This window comes from Candidatus Dojkabacteria bacterium (assembly GCA_030583845.1).
Taxonomy (GTDB): domain Bacteria; phylum Patescibacteriota; class Dojkabacteria; order SC72; family JAHDCA01.
The window spans coordinates 19,343-44,090 of the sequence record CP129478.1; the positions used below are offsets into that span (position 1 = coordinate 19,343).

General features: G+C 43.7%; 28 protein-coding genes. 16 read left to right on the forward strand and 12 right to left on the reverse strand.

Annotated elements, in window-relative coordinates:
* Positions 1-32 precede the first annotated feature (32 nt).
* On the forward strand, positions 33-554 hold the full coding sequence (locus tag QY318_00090; GenBank protein ID WKZ31161.1) for a hypothetical protein: 522 nt from the start codon (positions 33-35) through the stop codon (positions 552-554).
* Positions 555-609: 55 nt separating this feature from the next.
* Complete coding sequence (locus tag QY318_00095; GenBank protein ID WKZ31162.1) at positions 610-1,824, forward strand: PQQ-dependent sugar dehydrogenase; 1,215 nt, start codon at positions 610-612, stop codon at positions 1,822-1,824.
* Here QY318_00095 and QY318_00100 read toward each other — a convergent pair.
* Positions 1,799-2,500: a class I SAM-dependent methyltransferase gene (locus tag QY318_00100; protein WKZ31163.1), complete on the reverse strand. Its 702-nt coding sequence runs from the start codon at positions 2,498-2,500 to the stop codon at positions 1,799-1,801. The genes QY318_00095 and QY318_00100 overlap by 26 nt on opposite strands.
* A gap of 106 nt (positions 2,501-2,606) precedes the next feature.
* On the opposite strand from QY318_00100, the gene QY318_00105 reads away from it, so the two are divergent.
* The 4 genes from QY318_00105 to QY318_00120 all read left to right on the forward strand — a co-directional run bounded on the left by QY318_00105 (position 2,607) and on the right by QY318_00120 (position 5,076).
* The gene (locus QY318_00105) at positions 2,607-3,416 is read left to right on the forward strand and encodes an ABC transporter ATP-binding protein (protein ID WKZ31583.1); all 810 of its coding nucleotides are present in this window, start codon (positions 2,607-2,609) and stop codon (positions 3,414-3,416) included.
* A gap of 3 nt (positions 3,417-3,419) precedes the next feature.
* On the forward strand, positions 3,420-4,217 hold the full coding sequence (locus QY318_00110) for an ABC transporter permease subunit (protein ID WKZ31164.1): 798 nt from the start codon (positions 3,420-3,422) through the stop codon (positions 4,215-4,217).
* A 75-nt stretch (positions 4,218-4,292) separates the two neighbouring features.
* Complete coding sequence (locus QY318_00115; protein ID WKZ31165.1) at positions 4,293-4,622, forward strand: hypothetical protein; 330 nt, start codon at positions 4,293-4,295, stop codon at positions 4,620-4,622.
* Between the two features lie 79 nt (positions 4,623-4,701).
* Positions 4,702-5,076: a low affinity iron permease family protein gene (locus tag QY318_00120; protein WKZ31166.1), complete on the forward strand. Its 375-nt coding sequence runs from the start codon at positions 4,702-4,704 to the stop codon at positions 5,074-5,076.
* 49 nt (positions 5,077-5,125) lie between these two features.
* Here the strand turns inward: QY318_00120 and QY318_00125 are convergent, their stop codons facing one another.
* Positions 5,126-5,734, reverse strand: a complete 609-nt coding sequence (locus tag QY318_00125) for a DNA-3-methyladenine glycosylase (protein ID WKZ31167.1) — start codon at positions 5,732-5,734, stop codon at positions 5,126-5,128.
* A 128-nt stretch (positions 5,735-5,862) separates the two neighbouring features.
* On the opposite strand from QY318_00125, the gene QY318_00130 reads away from it, so the two are divergent.
* Positions 5,863-6,282 (forward strand): pyridoxamine 5'-phosphate oxidase family protein, encoded by a 420-nt coding sequence (locus QY318_00130; GenBank protein WKZ31168.1) that lies wholly within the window; start codon positions 5,863-5,865, stop codon positions 6,280-6,282.
* Here QY318_00130 and QY318_00135 read toward each other — a convergent pair.
* Positions 6,269-6,532, reverse strand: coding sequence for a DUF454 family protein (locus tag QY318_00135; GenBank protein WKZ31169.1), 264 nt, complete (start codon positions 6,530-6,532; stop codon positions 6,269-6,271). The two genes, QY318_00130 and QY318_00135, sit on opposite strands and share 14 nt — an antisense overlap.
* A 60-nt stretch (positions 6,533-6,592) precedes the next feature.
* Between QY318_00135 and QY318_00140 the strand changes: the two genes are divergently transcribed.
* Entirely contained in the window at positions 6,593-7,180 is a 588-nt protein-coding gene (locus tag QY318_00140; protein WKZ31170.1) for an SAM-dependent methyltransferase, read from the forward strand.
* Here QY318_00140 and QY318_00145 read toward each other — a convergent pair.
* The 4 genes from QY318_00145 to QY318_00160 are packed head-to-tail and all read right to left on the reverse strand — an operon-like array spanning position 7,164 to position 9,066.
* Positions 7,164-8,099, reverse strand: a complete 936-nt coding sequence (locus tag QY318_00145; GenBank protein WKZ31171.1) for a hypothetical protein — start codon at positions 8,097-8,099, stop codon at positions 7,164-7,166. The two genes, QY318_00140 and QY318_00145, sit on opposite strands and share 17 nt — an antisense overlap.
* 34 nt (positions 8,100-8,133) lie before the next feature.
* Positions 8,134-8,295 carry a hypothetical protein gene (locus QY318_00150; GenBank protein ID WKZ31172.1) on the reverse strand — a complete coding sequence of 54 codons (162 nt, stop codon included), beginning with the start codon at positions 8,293-8,295 and terminating at the stop codon, positions 8,134-8,136.
* Between the two features lie 30 nt (positions 8,296-8,325).
* Positions 8,326-8,610 carry a hypothetical protein gene (locus tag QY318_00155; GenBank protein ID WKZ31173.1) on the reverse strand — a complete coding sequence of 95 codons (285 nt, stop codon included), beginning with the start codon at positions 8,608-8,610 and terminating at the stop codon, positions 8,326-8,328.
* Positions 8,611-8,637: 27 nt separating this feature from the next.
* Positions 8,638-9,066 (reverse strand): DUF1761 domain-containing protein, encoded by a 429-nt coding sequence (locus QY318_00160; protein WKZ31174.1) that lies wholly within the window; start codon positions 9,064-9,066, stop codon positions 8,638-8,640.
* A gap of 144 nt (positions 9,067-9,210) precedes the next feature.
* Here QY318_00160 and QY318_00165 point away from each other — a divergent pair, with 144 nt between their 5' ends.
* Together QY318_00165 and QY318_00170 are read left to right on the forward strand one after the other, a co-directional pair.
* The gene (locus tag QY318_00165) at positions 9,211-10,527 is read left to right on the forward strand and encodes a M20/M25/M40 family metallo-hydrolase (GenBank protein WKZ31175.1); all 1,317 of its coding nucleotides are present in this window, start codon (positions 9,211-9,213) and stop codon (positions 10,525-10,527) included.
* A 681-nt stretch (positions 10,528-11,208) separates the two neighbouring features.
* Positions 11,209-12,441 (forward strand): hypothetical protein, encoded by a 1,233-nt coding sequence (locus QY318_00170; GenBank protein ID WKZ31176.1) that lies wholly within the window; start codon positions 11,209-11,211, stop codon positions 12,439-12,441.
* Between the two features lie 45 nt (positions 12,442-12,486).
* On the opposite strand, the gene QY318_00175 is transcribed toward QY318_00170, so the two are convergent.
* Entirely contained in the window at positions 12,487-13,533 is a 1,047-nt protein-coding gene (locus tag QY318_00175) for a hypothetical protein (GenBank protein WKZ31177.1), read from the reverse strand.
* A gap of 82 nt (positions 13,534-13,615) precedes the next feature.
* On the opposite strand from QY318_00175, the gene QY318_00180 reads away from it, so the two are divergent.
* Positions 13,616-15,046, forward strand: coding sequence for a hypothetical protein (locus QY318_00180; protein WKZ31178.1), 1,431 nt, complete (start codon positions 13,616-13,618; stop codon positions 15,044-15,046).
* A 37-nt stretch (positions 15,047-15,083) separates the two neighbouring features.
* Here the strand turns inward: QY318_00180 and QY318_00185 are convergent, their stop codons facing one another.
* A complete protein-coding gene (locus QY318_00185) occupies positions 15,084-16,985 on the reverse strand; it encodes a clostripain-related cysteine peptidase (protein ID WKZ31179.1) in 1,902 nt (633 codons plus the stop codon).
* 163 nt (positions 16,986-17,148) lie between these two features.
* Between QY318_00185 and mscL the strand changes: the two genes are divergently transcribed.
* From mscL to QY318_00210, 5 genes are all read left to right on the forward strand, one after another.
* On the forward strand, positions 17,149-17,550 hold the full coding sequence (mscL, locus tag QY318_00190; protein WKZ31180.1) for a large conductance mechanosensitive channel protein MscL: 402 nt from the start codon (positions 17,149-17,151) through the stop codon (positions 17,548-17,550).
* A 145-nt stretch (positions 17,551-17,695) separates the two neighbouring features.
* Positions 17,696-18,319, forward strand: coding sequence for a thermonuclease family protein (locus tag QY318_00195; protein WKZ31181.1), 624 nt, complete (start codon positions 17,696-17,698; stop codon positions 18,317-18,319).
* A gap of 87 nt (positions 18,320-18,406) precedes the next feature.
* Positions 18,407-18,946 carry a peptide deformylase gene (locus QY318_00200; protein ID WKZ31182.1) on the forward strand — a complete coding sequence of 180 codons (540 nt, stop codon included), beginning with the start codon at positions 18,407-18,409 and terminating at the stop codon, positions 18,944-18,946.
* 16 nt (positions 18,947-18,962) lie between these two features.
* Entirely contained in the window at positions 18,963-20,636 is a 1,674-nt protein-coding gene (locus tag QY318_00205) for a CapA family protein (GenBank protein ID WKZ31183.1), read from the forward strand.
* A gap of 105 nt (positions 20,637-20,741) precedes the next feature.
* Positions 20,742-22,136, forward strand: coding sequence for a hypothetical protein (locus QY318_00210; GenBank protein ID WKZ31184.1), 1,395 nt, complete (start codon positions 20,742-20,744; stop codon positions 22,134-22,136).
* 100 nt (positions 22,137-22,236) lie between these two features.
* Here the strand turns inward: QY318_00210 and QY318_00215 are convergent, their stop codons facing one another.
* The 3 genes from QY318_00215 to QY318_00225 form a co-directional block, all read right to left on the reverse strand.
* A complete protein-coding gene (locus QY318_00215; protein WKZ31185.1) occupies positions 22,237-23,931 on the reverse strand; it encodes an ABC transporter substrate-binding protein in 1,695 nt (564 codons plus the stop codon).
* A gap of 32 nt (positions 23,932-23,963) precedes the next feature.
* Entirely contained in the window at positions 23,964-24,197 is a 234-nt protein-coding gene (secG, locus tag QY318_00220; protein WKZ31186.1) for a preprotein translocase subunit SecG, read from the reverse strand.
* A 123-nt stretch (positions 24,198-24,320) separates the two neighbouring features.
* Positions 24,321-24,737: a hypothetical protein gene (locus QY318_00225; GenBank protein ID WKZ31187.1), complete on the reverse strand. Its 417-nt coding sequence runs from the start codon at positions 24,735-24,737 to the stop codon at positions 24,321-24,323.
* Positions 24,738-24,748 lie beyond the last annotated feature (11 nt).

Here is a 24,748-nt window from a genome sequence, read left to right on the forward strand (position 1 = left end):
GAATGATAGGATTGACGCGCTATACTGTTTGTATGGCAAGAATTGAAATACTTATTCCCGTATTAAGCAGCGCACGCGAACCAGTGTTCGAGGGCAAGGTAATAGATGTGTGGGAGGGTTGGAGTATAAACAGTCTAAGAGCACATAATGTAGGGACACTAACGACAGAGCTGTCTCGTAGAAGGGGCACGAATAGGAGAGAGACATTAAGCTTTTATGACCCACGTTCAGGGCAACGGGTACCAATATTCATAGCAGGACAAGTTCTCGATGATAGAACAGCGCTCTTTGCAAAATATGAACTTTATAATGGCGACGCCTACAGATATGTAGAGACACAAGTCAGCGGGGAATTCATAACACCAATTTTTGAAAATAATGGACAGCTATACAGCTCACGGCGGGAGAACACATCAACATGGCCAGCAACACATCTATTTTTTCCTAATGTCATTACCTTTCAAGAATTGTTTGCAAGATATGCCACTGAACCAGAGGATGACTTTGCTCAGATATTTACATTCTATCCACCAGAGCCGCTGGAAGAGCTTTAAACCGAACCGCCGTGCATGTATTATGAGTAGTAGCTAACATGTAACTCACATGACTATGAGCAGACGCAAAAAGATCTTCCTTTCAGTTCTTTCCGCTTTAATCTTACTCCTGCTTGTCCCACTCGGTTACATTGTATATCAGATCCTTGAGACGCAAAGTGTCGTGCAAACCCAGGAATTTGTCGAAGACGATGGCGATGATAAGTGGGACTACTTTATCTCAGACGAGATACCAGAATTTACCGAGGAGACAGTACTCACAGGGCTCGATAAGCCATGGGATATGGGGATGTTTACAGATGGAACATTCATCCTTACTGAGAAACCCGGACGAATCAATTACTACGATGGTGAGGAGGTAACCGTCCTGGAGACCCCTAGCGACGCATACATAAGAGGCGAGGGTGGAATGCTTTCTCTCGCCGTTGACCCTCAATTTGACCAGACAAATTATATTTTTGTCTGCTTTAATAGCGAGCTTGATAATGAGCCTGACGTGCGGGTTGTTAGATACAGCTTCGACAAAGAAAACAAACAGCTTTCAGATAGAGAAGATATCATCACCGGAATGCCTTCGAATGCAAGTGGCCGCCACTCGGGTTGTCAGCTTGAATTTGGCCCGGACAACAATCTCTGGGTGGGAACAGGCGACGCGGCAGATTCGTCAAACCCACAAGACCCCAAAAACTTAGGTGGTAAGATTCTGCGAGTAGATAGGGACGGACAAGCTGTCGAAGGCAACTTAGAGTCTCCATTTGACCCACGAATCTATAGCTACGGTCACAGAAACACACAAGGGTTAGCGTTTTTCGATACCGAGGCAGGATTTGATTCGCTGGGAGTGAGTGTAGAGCATGGCTCAATAATTGATGACGAGGTGAATAATCTGATACCTGGTAATTTTGGATGGGATCCAAATCCGAATTACAATGAATTTGGCGTACCTATGACCGATAGGGGGAAGTTCCCAGATGCTATCCCAGCTCTCTGGTCATCTGGACGATCTACAGAGGCCACTTCAGGTGCCACAATTGCATACGGCTCACAGTGGAAAGCCTGGGATCAAGCGCTATTTATAGGCGTGCAGAAAAATAAGAAGGTGATTGTGTTGGAATTTAACCGCGATCTTACTTTGAAGCGCGAGACAGTGCTGTTCGAAGGTAAATATGGTCGGATCAGGACAGTCATCAGGGGGACTGACGGGCATCTTTATTTTCTGAGTGACAATGGGGGAGGGGAGGATGTTATTGTGAGGCTTGTGGCTGAGTAGCAACTCCGTACCAATACACCCGCTCGAACTCACCGCCGAACGCCTTGGTCACATTTTCGCGTGCCTCAAGCTCAACTAGGGTTAACGGCTTTAACATATCCTCCAGCTCCTCTTTCGTAAATGCCTTCTCTGTCACAGTATGCCCTTTGCTATAAAACTTGTATGAGTTCACTTCTTTACCTGGATTATCTCTAACCAGCCTTTCAAATTCGTCTCCCTTCGCAGATAATGTGTAAAACAGGAAAAACCCGCCAGGCTTAAGCAATCGCTTGACTGACTGCATCATCTTTTCACGCTCATTCAGTGAGAGGCTATGCATCACCATCATATCTAGGATTAGATCAAAGCTTGCATCTGGATACTTAATCTCCTCTGCAACGCTCTGATGAACAAATGTAACTTTGTCTGAGAGGTCGTGTAGCTTTGCATTTTGATTCGCTTGATCTACTGCTGGCTCCGAAAACTCAAGCCCCACACATCCCCACCCAAGCCTTGCCAAATGAATGGAGTTTCTTCCGTTACCCGATCCTAGATCGAGAGCTCGACCTGGTTTGAGTGTCTTTTCACTCTCAAGAAATCGTTGAAGTGCTGCTGATGAGTGCAGCGTGTTTGAAGAGGGGATCTGCTTGATCTTACTATACTCTTTGTCCCAACGGTCTGATTTCTTTGTAGCCATATGCAATTATACCTCATTTCTGTCTCATGCTATTATCAAGTATATGTCTGCAATATAAGTCAAAAACCTCAAAAAGCATTTCGGCGACACCAAAGCAGTTGATGACATTTCTTTTGAGGTCAAGGAGGGTGAGGTAGTTGGCTTCCTCGGACCAAACGGTGCTGGCAAGAGTACTACCATCCGGTGCATGATGGATTTCCTACGACCCACAGATGGTGAGGTCACTATTTTCGGGAAGAATGTACTTAACGGGGGTAAGTGGATTCGCGAAGAGATAGGATTTCTCTCAGGTGAAGTCAATCTATACAATAACTGGAGTGGTAAGGAGCACATCCGTCTCATCAAAGGGGTAAAGCATACCAAGACCGTAGAGAAAGAGCTAGTTGAGCGGCTTGATTTCGACCAGAGCAAGAAGGTAAAGCAGCTGTCATCTGGTAACAAGCAGAAGCTCGGGCTCATTCTAGCCTTTATGCATAACCCAAAGTTGCTGATGCTGGACGAGCCGACGACAGGTCTCGATCCATTTCTTCAGCAAAATGTTACCCAATTGGTACGTGAGCGGGCAGAGCAGGGGAGTACCGTATTCCTCTCTTCGCACAACCTCGCCGAAGTTGAGCGCACATGTGACCGAGTCATCATCATTAAAGAAGGCAAAATCGTTGCAATGCAGTCAATCACAGAACTGAAGAGGAAAAAGCTTTATACTGCATATGTACATTTCGATGGTAAGCCGCCTAAGAACAGCGAGCTTGAAAGCAAAGGTATCTCAGTGATCCGAAGAGTAAACAACGGCTATCAGATACAGGTGAAAGGGGATATAGATCCATTTCTTAAAGAGCTGACCAAGTATAAGTTGAGCGATGTGGAGATACTGCATGCCTCATTGGAGGAGATATTTCTTGAATTTTATCAATAAAATATGCTGGCGATTTTCTTAAGCACAATTAAATCTCACTGGAAAACTGTAGCTATCTTGCTGATCGTAAATCTCACTTTTCTCTTTATGTTTACCTCTATCTGGCCGTCACTTCTAGAGCAGGCAGAGGATCTTGAGCAGCTATATGCAGCCTATCCTGAAGAATTCCTAGATGCACTTGGCGCAACTGGGAATATTTTCTCAAACTTTGAGTCGTTCTTAGCGGTGGAGCATTACAGTATTACCTGGCCACTAATGATGGCGATCTTGGTCATAGGCATGGCAGGAGCCGCATTTGCCGGCGAGATCGAGCGGGGCACGATGGATCTACTGATGTCGCAACCTTTGAGGCGCATTGAGCTTTTTCTCTCGAAATTCGGAGCAGGGGTTGTGGTTTTAGCGATATTTTCGCTGCTCACTATACTGATGCCGATCCCACTAGCTGCGATGTTTGATATCGAGCTAAATGTGAGCGGGCACTTTGCATTGCTTGCATTGGGATTGCTATTCGGGCTGGCGGTGTACTGTATGGGAGAAATGTTGTCTGCGATGTTTGCTTCGCGTGGCATGGTTGGAGCGATAATGGCAGGAGTGTTGATAGTGATGTATGGGATATCGATAGTGGCTAGGCTTGAGGAGTCGTTGGAATTTCTCCAGTATGGGTCATACTTCTACTATTTTGACTTTATGGCAGCATTGACGGGGAGGACTGTGGATCAGCTTGCGGTGGCTGTGTTTGCGTTAAGTTCGCTGGTGTTTACCATAATTGGAGTCTTTGCCTTCAATAAGCGGGATTTATAATTCCTTCGAAGGATTGTCTCAATGCTTTTCGTCGCATTACTTTGACATTCATACCTTACAAGCCTACTATTTGTTATGGACTTTTTTAGCAACATACGCGAATTTCGCATAGGAGAATTTACAATCTTCGACACAACACTTGCATTTCTCGGGGTACTCTTGCTTTCACCATTACTAACAAAGCTTTTCCTTAAAGTAGGCTTGATGATACCAACAGTAAGCTGGATGCTATTTGTCATACCGATGGGAGTGATTGGACATCTAATCGCTGGGATAGATACACCTTTGACGCAAAATTTTATCGATCCAGATGGACATTATTTCACAAAAATAATCGTACTTGGCATGAGTGTAGCAGGGATCGCACTCATTAAAAGAGTCGATCGGAAGAAGGTGACAAAGTAGAGTAGGCGAGGCTCAGCTATTAAACATTCGGCGTGATTATGCTACTCTTTGCTATTAAAGTCTTAGGCTAAAATTATCAATGAATGAGGTATTTAGGAAAAGCGCGCACTGGGTTTCAAATGCGATGGGCAACCCATGGACATTTATGCTAGCTTTCTTTGTAATTGTACTGTGGCTTGTCACCGGCCCGCTTTTTGGTTACTCAGATACTTGGCAACTGGTAATTAACACCGCCACAACGATTGTCACCTTTCTTATGGTCTTCCTGATCCAAAATACACAGAATCGCGAGGCGAGAGCGATCAACCTGAAACTAGACGAGCTGTTGCGTGTTATGCGCGCCGCCCGAAACGACCTAATTGACCTCGAAAATATGAGCGATGAGCAACTAGACTCCATAGAAGAGCAATTTAAGAAGCTAGTCGCAAAACGCCCAACAAAGAAGGTTGCCTAAAGCCAATTGTAGATGCGGTTTAGCCCAGCTTAGCCCGCCTCTGTGCTTCCTAACTATCCGCTGCACTCCAGAGAGCCATTGAAGCATATGTTCTATAAGGAGACCATCTCTTACTCCTGCTCAAAATTGTCTTGGAACTAGGTATTTTCTTATAGCCATATAGCTTTTGGAAACCTTTTCTTAGCCCTAAATCTCCGAGAGAGAAAACATCTTCCCTCCCAAGCGTAAACATCAGAAACATCTCAGCAGTCCACTGACCAACCCCTTTGATCTGCGTAAGGTGGTCAATCACATACTGATCATCTTTATCATCAAGCTTTTCAAACTGCACCGTGCCATCGAGTGCTGCGGCTGCGATATTCTTGACGTAGTTGCCTTTGGCATTCGAAAGTCCCGCATTCCTGAGCTTTGCCTGCTCAATTGCCACAACTTTTTCGGGTGTGATTTCTCCATCAAAAAGCTGCTCATACCTTCCATATATCGTCCCAGCTGCCTTTCCCGATAGCTGCTGGTAAATTATCGAGCGGCAAAGCTTGATAAAGTACTGGTCTGAAGAAGTCTTGCTGATGGGCTCAAGGTCAAGCATAGTCAGCAGCTGTGCATAAATGGCTGGATCTTGCTGCTCAAAAAAATGTTTTACTTCTTCTAATCGATTCATACCCAATTATACAGGTCTGACCTTCACAGGGCGTCCCGGACCAGGGACGCCCTGTGAACGAAATCGGCTCCCAGAGCCGCAAAACTACACATGGTATAATCAGCTGGCTAAACTTTTACAGTAATTTTATGAATCCTACAGTAAAAGCATTTCTCGAGAAGGAACGTGTGTGCGGATTAACCATCTTGCAGCAAGATGGTTCATTACATTCAGCCGCCATGCATTTTTCATTAGTTGAAGAGCCTTTCCAGCTATATTTCTCGACAGATATAACCACTCGCAAAGGAAGCAAGGTGGCTAATGAGCCTACCAAAGCTGCATTTACCATCGGATTTTCGGAGGAAGAATGGAAAACATTGCAAATCGAAGGCGATATACGTGTCGCTACCGACGAAGAAGTTCCGGCCATCAAAGAGGTTCATTATTCAAAGAATCCTGGCTCGAAGAAGTTTGAAGGTGATCCAAACACCCGCTTTCTGATTCTAACACCAACCTGGTGGAGGTATACAGATTTCATGAAAGACCCGCTTGAGATTATTGCTGCTTAGAAGCCAGATCAGGCTCGATGCTAGCTTTGATCTTTTGGGTAATTTTCCCAAAACCAACCCTTTCCATATACTCTACGGTTTTAATGAAGAATGGCCTTGTATAGATCCAGTTAGCGAATCTTTTATCGACCTTTGTGAAGAACCATACAGCAAGTAGTAAGAAAATAACTGTCGGCATAATAGGCAAAATCGTGCCAATCACCGCTAAAATCACATTTACTATTCCTGCTGTTAGGTACACTGCTCTCATAATTTTGTCACCCGATCTATTATATAATAAATCGTTTAAACCCTGCATAAGTAACAGTAAATGAGCAAAACAAAATACAAAGGCAAGTTTGTCTCTAGGGGAGGGGAAAAATTAGAGCATGCGTTAAGAGAGTTTAATATTTCAGTCGAGGGATTGGTCTGCGCCGACTTTGGGAGCAGCACTGGCGGGTTTACCGATTGCCTTCTACAGCACGGAGCAGCCAAAGTCTACTCTGTTGATACCGGATATGGCGTGCTCGATTACAAGTTAAGAACCGATCCGCGTGTAGTCGTGATGGAGCGAACAAACGCTATGCACGTGGTAATTCCAGAGAAGGTTGACCTGGTGACAATTGACACGAGCTGGACTAAGCAAAAAAACATTTTGAAGAATGCGATAGCTAATCTGAAGCCAGAAGGTATGATTATCTCCCTAATAAAGCCGCATTATGAGGCAGGTGGAGCTGAGCTAGAAGCAGGAAAGCTTGATGATGAGGTCGCGATAGGTGTTGTCGCAGACCTACTTGGCAAAATTGAAACATTGGGACTAAAAGTAAACGGAGTCCCTATTGAATCACCAATACGCGGTGGTAGGGCAGGTAATATGGAGTATCTTATTACAGCAATTCACTCTAGTTACCAGCAGTAGATTGGCTATACTGCTGAGAGATCTTGTACTCAGCCTGCCGTGCTCTTTCTATTCCTAACTTACCAATAATACTGCTCATTGGATTGCCAGAGCTGTAGACATCAAAAATCCTTTCTTCTCGAGCAATACCCATTCGCATGAAAATATCTCCCCACAAGATGTTATCAGTAGCTGTCTGTACTGGGTTTACGGTTACAATATCCATCCCACTATAAAGTGCTCTAAGCGCATACCGATTAAGAAGATCTACAGCTGCGACATTAAAGGCTCCAAACTCATTATTTCCTTCAGGGAACCTTCGCATCTCGAAGCCATTCCACATATTGTATACGTTCGTTGTGTCACTCGATCCATACCCAGCGTTATAGTACCCATCAGTCTCTACAGCACCCTCAGCAATTATAAACGATCTACCAACCTCCCTTATCAATAGATCAACAACATTTGCAGCCCCAAGTCCTTGATCATAAAAGGTAGCTATATCGATTCGGGTCGTTGGTCTACCAGCATCATTGTATTCACGCGCAACTGGCTGGGGATTACCTTCAATTCTACTATCATAGAAGCTTATAGAATCTGCGACTCTATGCTCATACCCAGTGCCATACACATGACCATACCAATTCAAGGTATGCCCAACAATGTCTCTGCGTGTAATAGGATCAATTGCATCTAATGACGTTGCCTCATCTGTCGATAGGATTAGGTTCTGTAACCAATGACGTGAAATCTCAGGGCTGAATGAGTACTTTTCTCCTCCAGGCAATAAGGCCCGCCGACCTAGTATCGCTGCTGCTCCTGCGCCTGCTCCTACAGCGAGCAAACAGAATTTACGCCTCGTAACAAACATCTGAAAATATTGATCCCAATTTATAACAATAATTATAACATACAGAGTCCAGGTTATGGCTGGATACACTGCTATAATCAGCCAATATTACTCTACACTAGACCTACTTACACGGCTCAACCGACCTATCTGCCTCCAAATCCCCAGAGCTACTATACTGAACCTTCACATATCCAGCGTTCTCAAGAGTCCCAATTAATACTCCACAAATTACCAACGTCCCAAACACTGCCAGACAGATTATCCCAATAGCCTTCATCAACATAGCTTAACTTTTAATAAATAAATTAATGAATTACTTTGCATCAGCATCTTTTTTACCCTTCTTCTCCTCTCCCCATTGCCACCTCGGCGGCTCGCCTTTCAGATAACTTATGGATATGAGTATGAGGGTATTAATTGTCATAACTACTAAAACTACATATGCACTTTGTGTCTCAGAAAGCTTGAGTGCACTCACATAAGCTATTGCCGCGAAGGAAATCGCTAGATACACAGCAATTACCAACCATCCCTCCCAAGTAGAAGGATACCAACCCCATCCATATGTTTTGCGCTTGAACCATAGTTTTCTCACCATTTATCTGCTTACAAGTTATCAGATGCTCTAATTGTATATAAACCAACCCAGCACCAGACCCGATACCAAATATGTCGCAAATTGGTGACCCCAATTCAATGCGATCAGCTTTGGATTGCGACCTTCCCACACAATTTCGTTACCCAATACTGGGATTATGAAAACGGTTGCAACCATTCCGGCTGATACAAGCACATTTTGTAAATAGTCCAGACCTGAAACATCTCGAGCAAAGTGGAGTATAGAGTTCATACCTATTGCTATCAATGTTGCCATAACAATAGCAACCAAGATATCAGTCGGTTTCATAACTAAATCTTCCTTTTTCTTACCCACTAGCGACACCCACTGCTTTCCTAAGATAGGTCCATACCAAAGCATTCCCAATACCATATTTGCAACAACTGCAAGGGTAATTGCCAATAAACTAACCTCAACACCTAATACGTTAAACATAAATTTCTAATCAAAATTTATTAGTTAAGTATAAATAATCGTCATAAACTTTTCCAATCGCTAGATTTTGTACTACTTTGCTGTTATAAACTGTGCTTATTGATATATAATCTGTAATAATTTTACGGCAACACGCCACACATTATGGACAACTACCGCCAGCTGCTCGCCCAATTCGTGCAACTTAGAAGTATCTCGACCGATCCTCAGTACCATAAGGAGATCGTTAAAACCACAGAGTGGCTCAAGAAGCTGTTTCAAGAGAATAATTTCGAGGTAGAGATAATAGAAGGGTACGAGAATCCAGTGGTTTTTGCCCAGTATATTACCGACAAGGGATATGAGAGCGTGCTGGTCTATGGCCACTACGATGTGCAACCAGCTACTGTTGAGGATGGGTGGGATAGTGACCCGTTTGAATTGACCGAGCGTGATGGGAAGCTATTTGCAAGAGGCGTAGTAGATAATAAGGGGCAAATCTTAGCCCATATCTCATCGGTGATTGATCTAATTGAGAGTGGCGAGCTCAAATACAACGTGAAATTCCTGATCGAGGGTAATGAAGAAACTGGTGGAAGCGGTGTAGGGCAGTTATTGAAAGATCAGCAAGAGAAATTGTCTGCTGACCATATCGTCATCTCTGATGGGGAGCTACCATACAAGCCAGTGATTACAGCCTCATTCCGTGGTACCTTCAATCTTACGGTGAAGTATAAGACGGCTGCAATGAACTTGCACTCGGGATTATATGGGGGAAATGTGCCAAACGCAGCTCAGGAGCTAGCTAAATTGATCGCCTCGCTTTATGACGAACAGTACAAGTCGACTATTCAGCATCTCTATGATGGTCAAGATGAGATGAGCGACTCCGACCTAGGCAACTGCAAGGTTATGGATAAAGAGAAAGAGGCAAGCATTAAGCACGCCGGCGTGAAGAAAATATTTGGCGGTGAGCATGACAGCTTTAGCGCGAATCTCGGATTTACTACGATGTATACAGTCAGCGGATTTAAGTCTGGCTATACGGGAGAAGGCTACTCGAACATTGTGCCTAGTCAGGCTGAAGCAAGAATAAACTTCAGGGTCGCTGCATCTCAAAACCCTCAGGATGTATATTATAGGTTTGAAAAGTTTGTTAAGGAAAACACTCCAGAATATGTTGATTGGGAGATAGTAAATCTAACAGAATTTACCAAGCCTGTACGAGTCGATCTTACTTCACCAAAGCATGTTGAGGTAAATGAGTTGCTTTCTGAAGTGTATGGCGAAGAGGTGCTAGTTGATTATTGCGGAGCTACAATCCCTGTAGTTGTTGATTTCAAAGAAGAGCTAGGAGTTGACCCGCTGCTTATCTCGCTTGGCAATGATGATTGCAACATGCATGGTCCAAATGAAAATTTTGATCTAGGCTTGGTCGAGAAGGCATTACATTTCTCGAAGCGCTTTTTCTCGAAAAACTAGATGCGGTCTGGTTGGAGGGAGGAGGATGCTAGGATATTTTACAAGCCTCTGCCGTAATTCGGCAGCCGAGTGTATGCAGGGCAGTTTGCATGCCACAGACTAACATCTGTGCTGTCGACCTTTACTGGCCTAAATATATCATCTCCAGAGCACCTGATTCCTTCCCCCAGCTTCATCTAAAATATCCACTTCCTGAAATGAGGATTTTTATGGAGCTGGAATTATCCAACCATTCCTGAATAGGAGCAGCAGCTGTTACTATTCAGGGATGGTCGTAGCAGTTTTTAAATGATCGCCGGGGAATTTGTATAGCCGGGCAGCCCTACCATTTCCAACTTACACCATTTGTCACCACCTGTGAAGATAGCGGTGTATTGTGACGTCATACAAACCATATTCTACCCACCCCCTTATAAAGGGATTAAAGACACTTCTGCATGATTTGCTCCTTAGGATGCATCTTAAAATAATTTCACATCTTTACCCGCCGATGATTTTGTGTGTATTATGTAAAAGGGTACAGACAGGTTAGCGACATATAGCGTCGATATATAGTCATGTCGAATATTGATTTACATACCTATATATTGAGCACCAATATGACATACCCAACTTATGACGGTCTTGATCCGATACTCTATCCGAGCCTCGGCGAGTCAAATAAATTTTAACGTTACTCTAATGGGGAGAAGAGGACAAACAGTAGCAGCTATTATCTCTATTCTAGTTGTGATTGCAGGCTTCGGCTATATTGTAACGAAAGCAGGATTTCCGACAAACGCATCTACCGTAGTAGGTGGCGATAAGGGAGGAGTAATACTTAAGGCGTATACAAAACAGATCTGTGTTCCTGAGGAGACAGATATAACACTAGAAAATGTATCCTTGGGCGAGTATTTCCTACAAGCAAAAATCATAGGCTCACCAACAAAATTGCATGAAAAGTTTTACATGACTGAGCTCGAGATAGCAGATGCGGTAAACACAGAAAATTTGAGCGAGAAAATCAAGGTAACGCTTGAAAAGACTCATTTTAACGGCTATCCAGGCATGCCAGACAGTTCTGCACCAGGTCAGAACCCTCTCAACCCAGTTGTTCGATTCACCACACCTGATGTCAACGACGAAATATTCTCCAAGTCATATGAGTCGAAAGTGAAACTAACTGCGAGAGAATTTATGAAATCTCAGAAGTGGGGTACGTTAGTGCCAAATGATATGATCTCACTGCAGACGGAGCCTGGCCATGGTGTGCGCATTACTGTAGAACATAAGAACTCCGCTCCAGTCATATTAGCCGTCGCACACAAGCCAGTCGAGAAAGGTGATGGTAAGTTCGATCTGTATGTGGAGGCCGATGTGAAGGACGAAGAGGGAAACGAAATCGACGTACTGTTTGAGATAAGCAATGATGACTTCCAAACAATTCTAGATCAATACATTTATAAGAACATTGACGCCCAGCCAAACACACCGCTCAAGCAGAGTCATGATTTCAAAGATCTTACTGATGGGCATTATAAGTGGCGAGTGAAAACAATCGAGACAGGTATCGATATCAAACCAACCTGTGATGGTGGTCAGTTTGAAATCCCAGCAAACCCAAAGACATCCAATCAACCCGAAACAGAAGTTGTGCTTACCGTTACAACTGTTGAGCCACCTGAGCCAGACCCAATACCAGAGCCAGATCCAACTTCGGACCCTATAGATCCTTCGATTGAGCCTGGGGCTACGACAAACACAAATACTGGAGGTACACCAGCAACCTTGGGGACATCGACCAGAGCAGAGGTGCTCTCAAACACTGGACGGAACCTTCGCCCAGTAGTAGCTCTTGCTGCTGTGATGGTAACAGCGGGAGTAGTGTACACTGTCGTATCAAATGGTAAGAAGCACAAGGGTAAAAAATAGCTAGAAGCCAAACAGGGTAGTGATGCACAAGATAACAGTGCATTGCTACTCTGTTATCTCCACCCACCTTTCAAAAACAGCCTTTGACTGGCCTTTATATGTTCTCATCCCTGTAGAGTTAGCTAGCGGCATCTGGAGTGTAGCACCATTCTCCCAATCTACCGGATCATTTAGGAAGAGCCAGTTTGCGAAATGGAGCCTACTGCTAGCTACTAGGAAGTTAAACCGATTTAGAAAATGCAGCTGCTCTTCCTCGCTACCTTCATAGCCAGTGCCGTTCAACGTCTCGAAAGCACCTTCAAATTGTGATTGGGAAGGCCAGCCAATCTCGCTGAAGGCAACAGGGAGATGTGAGTGCTCCGAGATGCGCGAATAGTAATCGTCCGGGATCTGATCTGGAGTCGGATAATCAAAAGATGGATAGCTAGTAAATACTGCGAGATCCATATATCCATCAAGCTCTTGCAGCAGATACCAATCTTCTTCATATACATCTATTTTACCTGAGAGGTAGCTATTACCCAAGAAGGCCTCGTACTGAAACACCGTAAAAAAAATCACATCAGGATAGGCTGTCTTTAGCTCTGTATATATCTCTTTATAGTACTCATAAAAACTGTCGCCGACGTCAGGATACTGATACTTGAACAGGTTTGTCTCATTGCCAATGCCGAAATACTTAATCTCGGGATATTTTTCGAGTAGCTGCAACGCCTTTGCAATATACTCATCTTGATCATTCTCCCACTGGGCTGGATCTTGGAAACCTAAAACTACTACCAGATCCAGATCGCTATTCTGGATCGTTGCATCAACTATACTGGTTTCCTCCCAGTCAGTGTGCACACCATATATCTCTGCATACTGGTCGATATCTCTGTAGAACTGTCTAGCCTCTTCGGCGGTTGAATCTGGAAAATTGGTTGGAGTATATCCGGCAAAACCGTAATAGGGTATCTGCTCAGTTTCAACCTGTTCACTGCTGTCTTGCTGGCTGTCGTCATTGTCGTGTAGGCTAACTCTTGATATCGCGAAGCCGAGAGAGAGCATGACCACAAGCATTATAATTACCCCAATCAGGATGCTTTTCATAATTTATTAAACAAGAAATGTTTAGAAATTTCCAGAAATATCTAACTCTTTCATCTGCAATCTTTTTTCAGTATATTTGAGTATGGTCAAAAAATTGGTATTCACACTGGTTCTGATTCAGCTGCTTCTACTAGTTGGAGCAAAGAGTACTTACGCACAATTTGTCACAGAGCAGGGGGATAGTACGCATACTCTTCAAATTGCGTCATTCCCATATTCACCCGAGCTAAGCCCAATGATCCGCACAATAGAAGGAAATCAGATCCACGCCATGTCGAGCTCAAACAGCTTCTTGTGCAATATTTCACCTATGAACTTCTTGACCTCCAACGTGCTAGTTCCTTACAGTGATTGCTTTCTGACCACCAAAGCCCTTGTAAATAGTAGCATTAGCTCTAATGGTGGGATAAATTACCTGCCACCAGATCAGCTAGGAAATGATGATTGGAGATTTACCTATAATGGAATTACTGGACTGGACACAATCGACGTAAACGGGCAGAAATATTTAATTACAATAAAGCATAATGAGCATCAGAATTTACGTGCAGGCGAGTACCTCTACCAAGGCAGAATCCTGACACATGTCCTTGCAGAAGATTGCGCATCCGGGTATGTGAATAATGTATACCAACACTGCTGGGAATCATTTAGTAGCTTTGTCTCTATCGGATATGCACCTATTAATAGTGCTGGCGAAGTGAACGGGGCTCAGTTTATCGACATTGGTCCAATAGTTTGGCCTCCGAATGGATATATCGACGAAAATCGCAATCGCAGAAGCTCTGGCTTTTACCACCCAACTCTCTTTGTCGACGATGATTATATTTATGCATACTACCTAAACGACAACAACCTTCAATCAGGACAGAGAAAGTGTTTATCAGCCTCAAGGGTGGCAATTAGTCAGTTCAACGATCCAGAAGCATGGCAGAACTACTATCAGGGCAGCTTCTCTACGACATCGCTTCCTGAAGGATTTGATAAAGATAACATGGAGCAGTTCTATACCGTTGGTGGCGGCAATGCAGATTGTGTAAGCCTTCCCAATTCCACAAGCGATGCAATTATCTTCTTCAACGCGGCCAAAATAAGCGGTACTGACCTATACATAGGTACAGAAGAATCTGCCGTCGAGAATCAGAACTGGCAGGTTGGAGTAAGAGTCTCTAGGGATCTGGTCAACTGGTCAGAGATGCAAGTGCTAGCGACCGCACCTGGTCCATGGGGCAACGGCACGCTATCATACCCAACCTTTATCGATAACCAAGGTCTAAATACAAATGAGGTGGTCGACCCAAGTAACTTCTACCTTGTTGGTAAGAGTGCAACCAACTCTGAGGGCTACGAGCTTAATTCAACTAGGCTTACGCTTGACACTGGTGAGCTCTTTATGTGGGATGTCACCAACCTATTGAGTCGATATGGTCAGCAGCAATACAACGACCCGAACAACGACGGTGTTGTTAACGGTATGGACCTGGTAGAAGCTATCAACAGGCTAGGTGACTAAGCAAGTCAGCTTTCAGCGACCTGCATATGCGATCTACTTAGTAAACCACGACGGAATGATTTTCTTTATAGTCAACCGCGAATATGAATAGTGTTATCTTTGATGGATCAGCCTGATATGCGTTCTCAGTCCAACCAAAATCATTGGCCAAGGTCATAGTCTCGCTGCCCTCCACAAGAGACATCTGCCCGCTGTTCCTGCTTATCACTCGGTAGTATCCCTGAACTACATCTCCTGATACTAGCTCCATCTGCACCTTTGAAGGGAAGATCTTTGAGCCTGAAGTTGTGTAGGTAATATACCACTGATCTTGCACATCTCCGTCGTCATCAAATTGCAAGAATATCACAGCCTTGTTTCCATTAACTATCGCTGGTGAGATGTAACGATTGCCATCACCTACCTTCATCTGATTTAAGGCAAGGGACAAGCTTTGTGCGCAGCCGCCTAAGCCCGGATTGCAAAGTCCGAATACATTGGTCACATTCTGGTTGGCGTAATAGCCAGTAGAAGAGTAGTTATCGAGCAGCTCTGAGCGATATACCAAGAAATTATCCGCGTCGAGCATATACCCATTTGCAAGCGCTGCAGTCATTACACCTACATTATCGGTGATCGTGGCGCAGAACTCATGCTCTTCACCATCTTGGCACTTCCCGACATCTGAGATCTGTGGTCTTTCTGTGTCATTTCTGACATCAGTAAATAATTGATCTACAGCTTCATACCAAGCATCGGTCGCAGCTACCTCTTCACTGTATGTGCCACTATCCCACATCTTGAAATTTTCAACACTGTAGATTGAAACACCAGAGGAGCCTGGTCTTGTGCCGTCATCTTTCGAGTAGATAACATAGTCGTCAATCGCATTCGCAAGAGCGCTGAGATCCTGACTGCTTCCCTCATCTGCACTTTGTACTAGTCCGCGCAGATCTATCGCATATGCTGAAAATTCTGTCACTAACATACCGTAAGGCTGAGAGTTATCAACAGCCTCCAAGAAATTCTGGTACGAATTCTCACCCTCCGAGATTGCTAAGTCTATCTCGCTCTTCAAATTTTGAAGCAGACTAATGTCAACTAATGATAATGTTTTACCGCTAGTAGCTTTATGGCTTCGAGAATCAACAAACGAGTCCACCATACCTTTACCGACCTCTACGACATCATTACTATTAGCCATAACCTCCACAACCTCTGTATACTGCCATCCATGACCTGGCTCTACCTCCTCAGAGGCCAAGAGATAGGGTGTAGCACCCTCAACTGAGTTCGCAACCTCGATGCTGGCCATCAAGCATGCATCAAATCCGATCATGTCGTAGGAGCTGTTCGAGTCGGTAAGTGCTGACTTAATCTCATCAAGCTCAAGAATATCACCATCAAAGTTTGTATCTGCACCAAACCCTAAATAGTCACCACCGTGATCCCAATTCACTAGATACACTCTGTCATAGCCGGCTTTCCGAGAGTTTGCATAGCTCAAGAATGCTTCATATGTTTTCTGCTCAGACATATTCACTTTGGCCTCACGCTTCTCATAACAATCGGCGTCGCCATATACATCATTGTTCGAATCCTCCATCAAACAATCAGTATCCATATACTTAATTCCTTGCCATCCTGGAGTCCTAGCGCCACCAAAACCGATCAAGACATCTACATTGTTTGAGCGATTCTTCTTCAATCCTTTGACAAGCTCATTCAGATCTTGAGTTGCATACCCTCCTGGATCATTAGATTCATCACCGACTCCATCTCTTGGATTTGTGTCATCCTCAAGATCACTTCCGACCATATACATTACTATAAGGCTCTCTCCAACAGAGCTGCCTCCAAACTTAGTAATTGAGTCGCTCTTATCCTGATAAAGCACGACTAGCAATATAGTTACTATAATAGCGATTGCCCCACCTATTAAAACTTTATACCTTCCCATAAAATATATAAGTGTGAAAATTTAGCGCTGTAATAAACAGTATATTCATTACTATAATACCTTCTAAGTAGCACATTCGCAAGATTATGAAATCGCTTTAACTCTACCCATAAGCCTTTCCTAAGTGTATATTTAGCTAGTTAATATGGAGTTTAATAATTATATGGCAACCGAAAATCCGAAACCAAGCAAAAAAGCACGGGTAAAAGGCGTTGGCAATGAATTCAAAGATTTCATCATGCGTGGAAATGTGGTCGATATAGCAATAGGTCTCACAGTGGGTGTGGCTTTTAACGGTGTCGTGAATTCACTGGTCAATGACATAATCATGCCGCCGATTTCATATCTAACTGGCGGTACTACATTTGAAGAGTGGTATATCCCACTTTCTAACCAGACCTTTGAATCGCTCGAGGCAGCACAGGCAGCAGGTGTACCCATAATAATGTATGGCCACTTCATATCGCAGCTTCTTGATTTTCTTATCATCGCGCTATCTGTTTTTGTTGTCATTAAGCTACTTGCTAGGCTTCATATCACAAGTATGCCTGAGAAGAAGAAATAGTAGCGGCATTTTTACGATCACTCTTAATCCTTCTATAGTGTCGTACACTGGAAAATAGTCTATGCAAAATCGTTATTTAAAAGAAACAGAGAGGGCAATTAATAAGCTCCTCAAGCAGAGAAAATTTAACCTCGCGTCATTGATCATGTTGGTTATATTATTTGCTGTTATCGCTTATTACGAATCTAGGCCAACTGATGATGGAGCCAATAACAAAGAGCAAGCTGCAACCGATACGACACTCCACGAGGTTACACGGGTAATTGATGGTGACACTATCGAAATTATTTACCAGGGAGAGCCCGTAAGCGTCAGACTAATTGGTATTAATGCACCAGAGCTCTCGCCGGAAGAGTGCTACGCCAACGAATCTAAGCAATATCTCGAGTCACTACTGCCAGTAGGATCTCAGGTTGCAATTCAATTTGATGAGACACAGGGAGAGCGGGACCGATATGACCGGCTTCTCCTTTATATATGGAACGACGAGCTATTTATAAATGAGATGCTGATCGCAGAAGGAGCTGCAACCGAATATACATATGATAATTCTTACGAGTATGATCTGAGCTTCAAAGAGGCTGAGCATATTGCTGAGATCTCAAACAAAGGGCTCTGGGGTGGGAGCTGCGCATGTGATAGGTCGGAAAGTATAAGGTGTAGCGATTGTGAGCTAGCAGAAGTGACACGGATCGCTTGGGATTGTTCAATTGAGAAAAGCACACTGAGGGATACATCATGCACACAACAGTGCGACGTGCCGCTTTAAGCACTCTAGATTATAGAGCCAGTTGCGTTACATCAAGGTATAAAAAGGTTATAATTCCACGAACTATTTCAACAACCCGACCGCGATTTGAAAAAAGATGAGAATAAAAAACAGCTCAAGTACCTCAGGTTTCCAGTGCTACATATAGGCCAAAATGAGAAGCAGCTTAGAGAGCCATCGAAGCCTGTAGATCTAGCAGAAGTTGGCACGGCTGAGTTCGAGGATTTTTTAGAGCAGCTTTTTGTTGCGATGCATTCCGAGCCTATGAGGGAAGGATGGATGGCTGCAGGCATTTCTGCAGTGCAGGTTGGTGTGCCAAAGCAGGTCTTCTATGCTTACAATAGCAACACTGAGACTTACGATATTTTTATCAACCCCCAAGTTGAATACCTTGGCGAGGCGCAAGATATAAAGATTGAGAGCTGCCTTAGCATTCCTGATGTGATCGGTGGAGTAAGAAGGCATAAGAGAATACGCGTGTCATATTACGATAGGGAGGGGCAGAAGCAGAGGAAGACTTTCACCGGATGGAATGCGCGGGTGATACAACACGAGTATGACCATCTACAAGGTGTACTTTTTACAGACAAGATCGTAGAGGGATACAGTGGTGAAGAGTATGCATAACTAATCAGGCTGTCCAATGGAGCTAGATATTATTTCCCTAAGAAAAAAGCAGAGAGTAAAGTATATCGGTTTTCTATTTTCGATTGGGTTGATTGCATTTGTAATTTTGGCTGTAAGCATTAAATTACTTTATAACCCAGTTGAGGATAAGAATCCGGCTCCAAAGAATGTAAGTAGCTCAGAAGAAGTAACAAGACTATGTCTTAGTAACTATATAAGTACAGAGCTCGAGGAGGCACTTGTTGCGATTATAGGCCAAAAGGTAGGCGAGGTAGAGCTTCTAATTTCAGCCGATGTATCCGAGTGCGACATCTCGATTGTGCGAAACTTAAATGTCGACAGCAGGTTTGAGACTTTGTGGAGCAAGCTTTATGTACTCACTACTTCTCATGGCAATCCTGCCAGCAGTGTAACCGAGAATCAGCTAGGCGAGTCTATCGCAAACCAAGGATTGAACAGTGAGCCATTGATCTGGAGTGATGAGAGCAATCTATTTGTAAAGTCTAGGTTCGAAAGTATCTCCGGCCAGCAATATTCCACTGACATAGATGTGAAAGAAGAGCTGATCAGTGACAATTCATACGGATTACTTCCTTTCAGTGAGCTATCTCCATCTATGGTCGTCATCCCAATCGATGGGAATAGCCCACTTGATTCGAATTTTGATATTGATGAATATCCACTCGTAGACAGCTATTCAATTTATAATGCTATCCCTGAGCAAGTTAGCAATGAAGAGCTAACGGAAACGGCTGAAGCCATACTCGGGCATGCCGAGTTCAATAAAGAGGGTATCTTAACAGCCTACACCGTAGGATCTTCATCACTTGCACAAAATAGTGTGAGTGTACAACCGGAGCTACTGGCCGAACTAAATAGTGCCGACATACTAGTAGCCCATGAGGATGCTGCATATTTTGATAGTTGTAACTATCTCGCTGGATCTTTATATGTTTGTGGCGAAACCGATCTTATCGACCGTTATACTGAGCTTGGGGTCGACGCACTGGGTGTAACAGGAAACCACATTCTGGACTTTGGTCATGAAAGTTTCTCTGATTACCTTGAAAGCCTTACCGGAAGAGAAATCAGCTACTTTGGTGGAGGTGCTAACGCCTCAGAAGCATTAACACCATTGATAGTTGAGCAGGGCGGACATAAGGTGGCGGTTCTAGGTTTTAACATGAATTGGCCTACATCATATTACGCAAGAAGCAGGGTACCAGGAAGCGCATCTCCAGACTTCATGCTTGGAGATGGCAGTAATTTGGCAAACTCGCTTAAGGAGGCCTCGCTCGCCGATCCCGACCTTATTATTGTGCAATTTCATTGGGGAGGAGCAATGCAGCAGGAAGCATCTCAGCTCCAAAGGTCATATGCACATCTGGCAATAGATAATGGGGCAGATATCGTAGTTGGGGTGAATCCAACATATGTCGGGCCATTTGAAGTGTATAAGGAAAAGCTAATCGCATACTCATTGGGGAATCTTCTCATGCCCGACTTAATCCAGAAGGAGCTTCACGGAGCGATTTTAAAAAGTATCTACTATGACGGAGAGCTTATAGCAGTAGAGGTTATTCCGTTGACCATCCAAGATGGTGTAATTTCTAAGGGAAATGTCTCACTTTTGGGCCAGCTATTTAATGAAGAACTTGCTGTACAGCTTGAGGCAAGCAACGAGGAATGATGTTAAGATAGAGAAGACTCTCGATTGCAATTTTAGATGAGAAATATTAGATTGTATTGAGCAAAATTTTTGACTTTACACTGCTAAAATTACGTGAACAGATAGATGAATAGCTCGCAAATTCCTATGAAATTTATGACTGTATTGCTTGCTGTGTTTGCATTTTTGGCTCTGCTTGGGTCACATGCTTATGCAGAAGGCGAAGCACAGCCCGAGGTAGCAACTGACCCACGAGAGAAGCTTGAACAAGAGCTTTTACTAACCCTACCAGAGGAAACCGAGAACCCAAACTTCTCTATAACCTTCACAGATCCATCAGGTCAGGGTGTGCATCTTACGATCGATAGCCAGAGCGAGATCACAATAAATAATCCGTACACATTGCCATCGCTTGGCATCGGCGAGCATATCTTAAAGTTTAGATTCACTGATAAATCAGGATCTGAGCAAACTGTAGAAGACATTCTTATTATTACACCAAGGCCAACAGAGCTAAAGGCTCCAGAGATTGTAGATGGCCGGATACGCGTCTCAGGAGAGGCTGTAGCGCTAGCAGAGATCCAGCTATTTATTAGCGGGGGGAAGCTTACGGAGCGCGGTGAGGCCCTGGTAGGAGATGATGGTGTGTGGGTTCACACGTTTGAAGGTGAATTTACACCAGGAATTTACACAGTTGTTGCTTATGTCAAAAAGGGAGGCTTTGCGAGTAACTATTCCGAGCCAAAAACATTCCAGATCGATGATGGCACATCAGATCCAGTCGAGAATGTTGATACACCACAAGACGTTAGGTTTACGCTGTCTGACTTTGCTTTTTCTGATCTAAGTGTGAGAGGTCTTGCCAGCGACATAAAGAACAACCCACAGTCTGGTGCTTTCCTCGGTGCTTTTGTGCTTTTTGGAGTAATTACCGGCATGATACTTGTGGCGGTATTTGCAAGGGGCAAGGATAAATCAGCGGAAAAGATGCTGAAAGAGGCGTTCGCATCGAAAGGGCAATCAGGCAAGAAGAACGAGCCAGCTCCTAAAGCTGAAGAGAAGCCTTCTATCGCTAATAAGCTGGGCAAGAAAGATGCAGACTCGAAGAAAGAGGATAAAAAAGGCGATGAGCCTGTGAAGCAGGATAAAGAAAAGCATCTTGAAATCGACTTAGACAAAGAGGTAAAAGGCAAAGATAAGAAGGAGAAGAAAGCGGAGGCTGCTCCTGATAAACCAGAGAAGAAAGAATCACTATCCGAGAAATTAAAGAAAGCTGAGCTAGAGCTGTCAAAAGATGAGTTCCTCAAAGAGTATCAGGCATATGATCCCGACCCAAAGAAGGGTACAAAAGCCGAGAAGGATCAGAAAAAGAAGCAGGAAAAACCATCTGAGAAGCCTGTGAAGAAGGATAAGTCCAGTAAGAATGAGAAGAAAGAATCAAAAGATTCAACAGCTGAAGATAGAAACATAAAGATTACATTGACCTCCGAGTCATTGGGCAACGATAAGAGTAGCGAGTAATGCGACCACTTCAGATCAGTAAATCTTGTCTAGTCTGCACGAATGAGTTTATGACACCTTAAGAGCCACTTTTGTGTCAATCACGACCCAAGTGGTCGGATTATCTATCAATCTCCCAGTTCTGGATATCCCTAAACCGCTCGTGAGGATATATAAACCCCTCCAAGCTTACATTCTTCACATAGTCGTTCATTATGATATGGTACTCGGGCTCAAATAGGACTATCGCTGGGACATCCTGACTAAGGTACTTCTGGAATAGCTGGTAGTCTGTTGTCCTGGCTTCACGATCCTGGCTTACACGTGCTCTCTCAAGCAGGACGTCGACGCGGCTATACTCATAGCCCGATACATTCAGGTCGGGGTACTGCTTCTTAGTAGAGTGCCAAAGGTTGTACTGGTCTGGATCAATATTTGTCTCTACCTCGAGCAGCAGCATCTCAAAATCGCGCGTAGCTAGCACCTCATTAACAAGCCTCCCATAATCCACGGCGCGAGTATCAAGCTGGATACCTACCTCTTTGAGCATTTCTGCTAGCTCTTTGATAAGCTCATTATTCTTCGGCTCGTCATGATATGTAATGGTTAGAGTCATGATATTGCCATCCTTATCCTTGTAATACTCTTCACCTTCAGCTTTGGTATATCCGGCTGCCTCGATAGATTTGACTGCAGATTCCAGGTTGAATTTATAATACACATCCTTGCTATTGAGTGCCCATGAATCAGACATCACTGGTGAGAATGAGGCGGAACCCTTGATTCCAGCCTGCTCAAGCAACCGATCCTTATCAATTGAGTATGAAATTGCTTTCCTCAACTCCAGCTGCTTAGTCTTCTCCTTATTCATATTGAAATAGAGAAGCTTCTTATGGTTCTTCAGCTGCATGCTGTAAATAGAGGGCTTATACTCATTTACAAATTGGTATTGACCTTCTTCAAGCCCATTTATACCATCGACCTGACGATTCATATAAACAACCTGGATATCCTCTGCGGTATCAAACAGGGAATACTCAATTGTCTCTATTGATGGCTTCTTACCATCGAATGGGAATTGAGTATTTAACCTTAGGTCAATCCTATCCGGATGTAGCTCTATGATGGAGTACATCCCTGAGCCGACTGGAGGGACTCGCAATCCATATGTGAAAAACTCCTCTTCGTCCAATCCTTCCAGCAGGTGCTTAGGCACGACATAGAAAGATAAGGTCTCAAGCAAGGTGCTTGAGTATGTATCAAGCGTTACAATCATTGTTCGATCGTCAACCTTGCTTACTGTTACACCGACAAGAGCATTGCCAAATGTATCAAATCTGCTGCTACCGGAGAGCTCCATCGCCTTCTGTATAGTAAAAAGCACATCGTCAACTGTCACCTTCTCTCCATCATGCCAATAGTACTTATCACTAATCTTTATTCGTAGCTGCTTCCCATCTTCTTCAAACTCCCAAGACTCAGCAATAGCAGGCTGCGCCTCACCGTTTGGCGCAATATATAGAAGTTTCTCATAAACAAGTTGGTGGATATCTCTATCAATCTGATTCTGGTTGATATAGATCGGATTTAGTGTCACGACTTGCCCTACAGCAGCCTCTCGATAAAGAGTTGAAGATCCGTTATCGATCGCCAATAGACCCGATGGTTGAAGTCTGGCAAGATAGCCAAAAGTAGCTACTGCCAGCGCGAGGCTTACGACAATATAACCTACCGGCCTGGTTGCCGAAAAGAATCTGGCAAAACCATCAGGATACCCCCAAACCCATTCCCTGAAATTGTAGGCTGATAGCGACATCGCTTTTAAGAAGAAATCTCAACTAACTATTCTTATTGAGTATACTTTACTATTATAAAAGAGAGTGTAGCAAGTAGTACTGCGAGAATAATAGTTGCGTAGTACAGTAGCTTTTCAAATCCTCGCTTAGTTCTATAAACCTCTCCACCTCCTCCAAACATCTGGCCTAAACCCTCTGCTCGATTCTGTAGAAGGATCGATACTACCAAAAGGACTGCCACGACAATCTCAATTCCCATCAATACGTTCAACACTTGGTCATTCATGCTATCTGAAACAAAATTTAAACATGCAGTGCATACTCATTATTAATAGTCGAGTATACATTCCATAGATGAAAAATTGATTAACTCGCTTATTAATCGGGTACATTATAACCCCGACCAATTTTATTTGTCGAGTCGCGATACACTATTAACTAGTGCGTAGACCAGACCGGTTGTTAGCGACACTAGAATAATTGTGCCGACCTTCGTGAGGGTAAAGTCTTGAATAGTAATGAATTCGAGATTCTGAGCTGAGAGTACAATATTATTCACATGCAATCCAGGCATTGTATAGTCTAGTATGTAGAGCCCTGCTCCAACTAAAATAGAGATCGTAAGGAAGATTGTAAGAAAAACCCTTGATACCGTCAGAAAAATTAGAATATTCTTATGCACTAGTACCAGTAAACTCATCAGAACCATGAAAAGTAACGTATAGAAAATATCCTCAGGTAGCGTTATTGCGTCGTAAATCGAGAAAGAGAAGTAAAATATTAAAAAGCTGATGATAATGTTGTAAAGTATGGCCCGTACTTCCATATTCTGGGACA